Source organism: Streptomyces sparsus, assembly GCF_054776295.1.
The window spans coordinates 1-5,330 of the sequence record NZ_BAAHCA010000284.1 but is presented as its reverse complement, the minus strand read 5'-3'; the positions used below and the strand labels follow the sequence as shown (position 1 = coordinate 5,330).

At 68.8% G+C, this 5,330-nt stretch carries 5 protein-coding genes; 1 reads left to right on the top strand and 4 read right to left on the bottom strand.

Annotated features, from left to right (window positions below; all coding sequences use genetic code 11):
* The 4 genes from ACYVE9_RS14495 to ACYVE9_RS14480 form a co-directional block, all read right to left on the bottom strand.
* Positions 1 to 575 (bottom strand): family 1 glycosylhydrolase (locus ACYVE9_RS14495; RefSeq protein ID WP_461028249.1); only part of this gene is annotated, 575 nt, incomplete at its 3' end.
* Between the two features lie 54 nt (positions 576 to 629).
* Positions 630 to 1,487 (bottom strand): carbohydrate ABC transporter permease, encoded by an 858-nt coding sequence (locus ACYVE9_RS14490; RefSeq protein WP_461028248.1) that lies wholly within the window; start codon positions 1,485 to 1,487, stop codon positions 630 to 632.
* 13 nt (positions 1,488 to 1,500) lie between these two features.
* On the bottom strand, positions 1,501 to 2,511 hold the full coding sequence (locus tag ACYVE9_RS14485; protein WP_461028247.1) for a carbohydrate ABC transporter permease: 1,011 nt from the start codon (positions 2,509 to 2,511) through the stop codon (positions 1,501 to 1,503).
* Between the two features lie 13 nt (positions 2,512 to 2,524).
* Positions 2,525 to 3,856, bottom strand: a complete 1,332-nt coding sequence (locus ACYVE9_RS14480; protein ID WP_461028246.1) for an ABC transporter substrate-binding protein — start codon at positions 3,854 to 3,856, stop codon at positions 2,525 to 2,527.
* Positions 3,857 to 4,056: 200 nt separating this feature from the next.
* Between ACYVE9_RS14480 and ACYVE9_RS14475 the strand changes: the two genes are divergently transcribed.
* On the top strand, positions 4,057 to 5,103 hold the full coding sequence (locus ACYVE9_RS14475; protein WP_461028245.1) for a LacI family DNA-binding transcriptional regulator: 1,047 nt from the start codon (positions 4,057 to 4,059) through the stop codon (positions 5,101 to 5,103).
* Positions 5,104 to 5,330 lie beyond the last annotated feature (227 nt).

Below are 5,330 nucleotides of genomic sequence, written 5' to 3'. Positions count from 1 at the left end.
AGGCTGACGCGCAGCGCGGCGACCGGGTCGGTCCGGCCCGGGGCGTGCACGCCGGAGCCGTAGCCCAGGAACGCGCTGCACCACGGTTCGTTGAGCGTCGTCCAGTGCTCGGCGCGGTCGCCGAGCCCCTCGGCGGTGAGCGTCGCGTAGTCGGCGAAGCGCTCGGCGGTGACGCGCTCGGGCCAGCCGCCCGCGTCCTCGAGCTCCTGCGGCAGGTCCCAGTGGTAGAGCGTGATCCACGGGGTGATGCCGTTGGCGAGCAGCTCGTCGACGAGCGAGCGGTAGAAGTCCAGGCCGCGCTGGACGGCCGGGCCGCGTCCGGTGGGCTGGACGCGGGACCAGCTGACGGAGAAGCGGTAGGCCTCCAGCCCGAGGTCGGCCATGAGCCGGACGTCGTCCCGGAACCGGTGGTAGTGGTCCACGGCGACGTCGCCGTGCTCACCGCCGAGGATCTTGCCGGGGGTGTGGCAGAAGGTGTCCCAGATGGAGGGCGTGCGGCCGTCCTCCCGTGCGGCGCCTTCGATCTGATACGCGGAGGTGGCCGATCCGAAGAGGAAGTCGGAGGAGAAGGTCATTTGGGAGCGCTCCCAAGTCTAGTCAGCGGAAAGGACGTACGAGGGCGGACCGGGTCAGCCCTTGACTGCGCCGTGCATGATGCCGCCGACGATCTGCTTGCCGAAGATGGCGAAGGCGATCAGCAGCGGGAGCGTACCGAGCAGGGCACCGGCCATGATCACAGACTGGTCCGGGATGTACCCCTGGCCCAGCCCGGTCAGGGCGACCTGGACGGTGGGGTTGTCCTGGGTCAGCGCGATGATCGGCCAGAAGAACTCGTTCCAGGCCATCACGAAGGTCAGCATGCCCAGTACCGCCATCGCCGGGCGGGCGGCCGGGAAGACCACGTGCCAGATGATGCGCAGGCTGTGCGCGCCGTCCACCCGGGCGGCCTCGATGATCTCGGTGGGCAGTGCGTTCACCAGGTACTGCCGCATGAAGAACACCCCGAAGGCGCTCACCATCATCGGCAGGATGACCGCCTGCAACTGGTTGGTCCACTCCAGCTCCGCGATGGCCATGAACAGCGGCACGACGCTCAGCTGCGGCGGCACCATCATGGTGCCGATGACGAGCATCAGCAGCAGGTTCTTCGCCCGGAAGTGGAGTTTGGCGAAGGCGAACCCGGCCAGCGTCGCGAAGAGCACCGTGCTCAGCGAGATGCTGCCGGCCACGATCACCGTGTTGAACAGCGCCTTGCCCATGTTGGCTTCGGTCCAGGCGCGGCTCACGTTGGAGAACAGGTTGCCGCCGAACCAGAACGGCGGCGGCGTCTCGGCCAGTCGGGAGTTGCTCCGGGAACCGGCGATCGCCGTCCACACCAGGGGGAGCAGCGAGCCCAGGGTGAAGATCGCCAGCACCGAGTAGGTGATCACGCCGCCGTGCAGGTGCCTGCCCGCGCGGCTGGCCCGGACAGTGGAGAAGACAGCCATGGTCAGCCCCCTTTCAGTGGCTCTTCTGAAGCCGTCGGGCGAACAGCCAGTAGACGAGGCCGATCACGATCAGGATCAGGAACATGGACCACGCGATGGCGGAGGCCCGGCCGAGGTGGTAGTTGACCCAGCCCTGCTCGTACAGGTAGAGGCCGAGCGTCTGGTACTGGTGCGAGGCGCCACCGGTCGCCGAGCCGCCGAACAGCAGCGGTTCACCGAACAACTGGGTTGCGCCGATGGTGGAGATGACGACCGTGAACAGGATCGTCGGCCGCAGCGACGGGATCGTCACGTGCAGGAACTGCTGCCAGCGGGACGCGCCGTCCAGGGCCGCCGACTCGTAGAGGTCGTGGGGCACGGCCTGCATCGCGGCCAGGTAGATCAGCGCGTTGTACCCCGTCCAGCGCCAGATGACGATGGTGGAGACGGCGAACTGCGAGGTCCAGGAACCGCTCTCCCAGTCGATGTTGTCGATGCCGACCAGGCCGAGACCCCAGTTGATCATGCCGAAGTCGCGACCGTAGAGCATCGCGAAGACCAGGGTCGCCGCGGCGACCGAGGTGGCGTAGGGGGTCAGCATGGCGACCCGGAAGAACATCGAGCCGCGCAGCTTGTAGTTCATCAGGTGCGCCAGGCCCAGCGCCAGCAGCAGCTGCGGCACGGTGGAGATGACACCGATGGTGAACGTGTTGCCCAGCGCGTTCCAGAAGAACTCGTCGCTCAGCAGCCGGGAGAAGTTGTGCAGCCCGGCCCACTCCATCTCCGTCGGCGCGTGCAGGGAGACCTTGTGCAGCGAGGCCCAGCCCGTGTACAGCAGCGGGAACAGGCCGAAGGCGGTGAAGAACAGGAAGAAGGGCGCTATGAACGCGTACGGGCTCCAGCGGGCGTCCCGCTGGTAGCGGCGGCTGCGCCGCGCTGCGCGGCGCTCTTCACGAGGGTCGGTGGGCCCGCTGCCCTTGGGCGGGCGCGGGGCCGTGCCCCCCGCGGTGGCGGGGGGCACGGCGTCGAGGCGCGAGGTGGTCATCCAGCAGCCCCGGTCACTCGTCGACCGCGTTGTCGATCTTCTTCACCGCGGCCTCCCAGCCCTCTTCGGGCGACTTGCCCTGCTGCTCGACCTGGAGGATGCCGACGTTGGAGATGTTCTCCCCAATGACCTGGTCCTTCGGGCCGAGCACGGCGGTGGGAATGCCCTTGGCGGCCTCGGAGAAGATCTTTCCGATGGGGGCGTCACCGAAGTACTCGTGGGTGGCGTCCGTGACCTCGGGAAGGTCCAGGGCCCGCTGCGAGCTGGGGAAGCTGGCCTGCTTGGCGAACAGCTTCGCCTGCTGCTGCGGTGCGGTCAGCCAGGCGGCGAGCTTGATCGCCTCCTCCTTGTTCTTACCGGCCTCCGGCACGGTCAGGAAGGAGCCGCCCCAGTTGGCGGGACGGGGCGCGGACGCGACGTCCCACTTGTCGGCGCCCTTCTCGCCGGCCTTCTCCTTGATGTAGCCCAGCATCCAGGAGGGGCAGACCACGGTGGCGAAGGTGCCGTTCGCGTACGCCTGGTCCCACGAGGTGTCGAACTGCTTCAGCCGGCCGGTCATCTTGCCCTCGATGGCCCGCATGGCGAGGTCCCACGAGTTCTGGACGGCTTCGCTCTCCTTGTAGATCAGCTCGCCGTCCTTGTTGTAGTTCTTCTCGGCGTAGCTGGAGACCGAGCCGTTGTAGAGGCCGGCCGCGGCGTCCATGAAGGTGGTCCCCTTGGGGGCGTCCTTCATGTACTCCTCGCCCGCGTCGACGTACTTCTCCCAGTCGCCGGCCCACAGCTCGCTGACCTCTTCGCGGTCGGTGGGCAGGCCCGCCTTCTCGAACAGGTCCTTGCGGTAGCAGACGCCCATCGGGCCGATGTCCGTGCCGACCCCGATGACCCGGCCGTCCTCAGCCTTGGCCTGGTCCCACTTCCACGGCAGGTAGCTCTCCCCGTCGACACCGTCGGCCTTCGACATGTCGACGAACTTGGCGGCCTGGATCGTCGCCAGCTCGTTGATGTTGGCGACCTCGACGGCCTGGATGTCGTCGAGTCCGGCGCCCGCCGCGAGGTGGTTCAGCAGCGCGGGGTAGTAGTCCTCGTTGCGTTCGGTGGAGTTCTCCTTGATCGTCACATGGGGGTTGAGCTTCTCGTACTCGTCGTAGAGACCGGCCTGCTTGTAGCCGAAGACGCCGAAGACGCCCACCGATACGGTGGTCTTCTTCTTGCCGTCCGAAGTCTCCGACTCCTCGCTGTCCGAAGCGCAGCCTGCGAGCAGGCCGGCGCTCAGGGCAGCGGTCAGGCCGATGGCCAGACTGCGCGAGGTCAGACGGTACGAGGATGTGCGGGTCCTGCCGTGCATTGGATCCTCCCGAACGTACGGGACGTGAAAGGGCATGTGGAGAAATGACTGGGTGCGGTACCTTGGGAGCGCTCCCAAACGTGATGGGTTGAAGAGTCGCCGACACCCATCGGGGTGTCAAGACACTGAACGGCAACTACTTCGAAACACGATGTAGTTGAATGATCGGCACATCAGAGGATCAGCTGCGGGAGGCAGGCATGGCGATTCGCGGCACGGGGGCTCGCAGACCCACGTTGGAGCAGGTCGCGGCACGTGCCGGGGTCGGCCGGGGCACGGTCTCCCGAGTGGTGAACGGCTCCCCGCGGGTCAGCGAGCAGACCCGTGCGGCCGTACAGCAAGCCGTCGCCGAACTGGGCTACGTGCCCAACCCGGCGGCACGCGCCCTGGCCGCCGGCAGCACGGACGCGATAGCCCTGGTGGTGCCCGAGCACGAGACCCGGCTCTTCGCCGAGCCCTACTTCTCCGGAGTGGTGCGCGGCGTCAGCGCCGCCCTCGCCGACGCCGACCTGCAACTGCTGCTGACGATGATCCGCAACCAGAAGGAGCGCGAGCGCTTCGGCCAGTACGCTGCCGCCCACCGGGTGGACGGCGTGCTGCTGGTCTCCGTGCATGCCGACGACCCCCTGCCCGACCTGCTGAAAAGCATCGAGATGCCCGCCGTGCTGGGTGGTCGGCGCTCCGGTTCGGAGTCCGTGCCCTACGTCGACTCCGACAACGTCGGCGGCGCGCGGGCGGCCGTGGAGCACCTGCTCGGCCGCGGCCGGAAGGTGGTCGCGACGATCACCGGACCGCTCGACATGTACGTGGCGCAGTGCCGTCTGGACGGTTACCGCGAGGCGATGCGCACGGCCGGGTGCGGCGGTGACGAGACGCTGATCGGGCACGGCGACTTCACCGAGGAGGGCGGGCACCGCGCGATGCGCGAGCTGCTGGCCCGCCGCCCCGGCGTGGACGCAGTCTTCTGCGCCTCCGACGTCATGGCCTCCGGCGCCCGCCTGGCGCTGCGCGAGGCCGGCCGCTCGGTGCCCGGGGACGTGGCGCTGGTCGGCTTCGACGACTCCCCGGTGGCCCGCCACATGGACCCGCCGCTGACCAGCGTGCGGCAGCCGATCGAGGAGATGGGCCGGGAGATGACCCGGTTGCTGCTGGAGCAGCTCCGTGCCTCCGACGTGCCCGGCACCCCACCGCCCGCGCCCCGCGGCGTGGTGCTCCCGACCCAGCTGGTGCGCCGCCGGTCCTCCTGACCTGCGAGGCGCTGACCACCCGGTCGGCAGGGACACGACAGCGGCCAGTAGGGTGACCGCCACCGCAGCGCGCTGCCCGCTTCGAATGGGTCCCCCACGTGAACTACTGCCTCACCTGTCGCCGCCACCTGAACGGCGCTCTGGTGTGCCCCGGCTGCGGCGAGGTCCAGACCCCGCCCGCCGCGCCGCACGCCCCGGGAGCCACCCCGGACCCCGCCGGCCGGCCC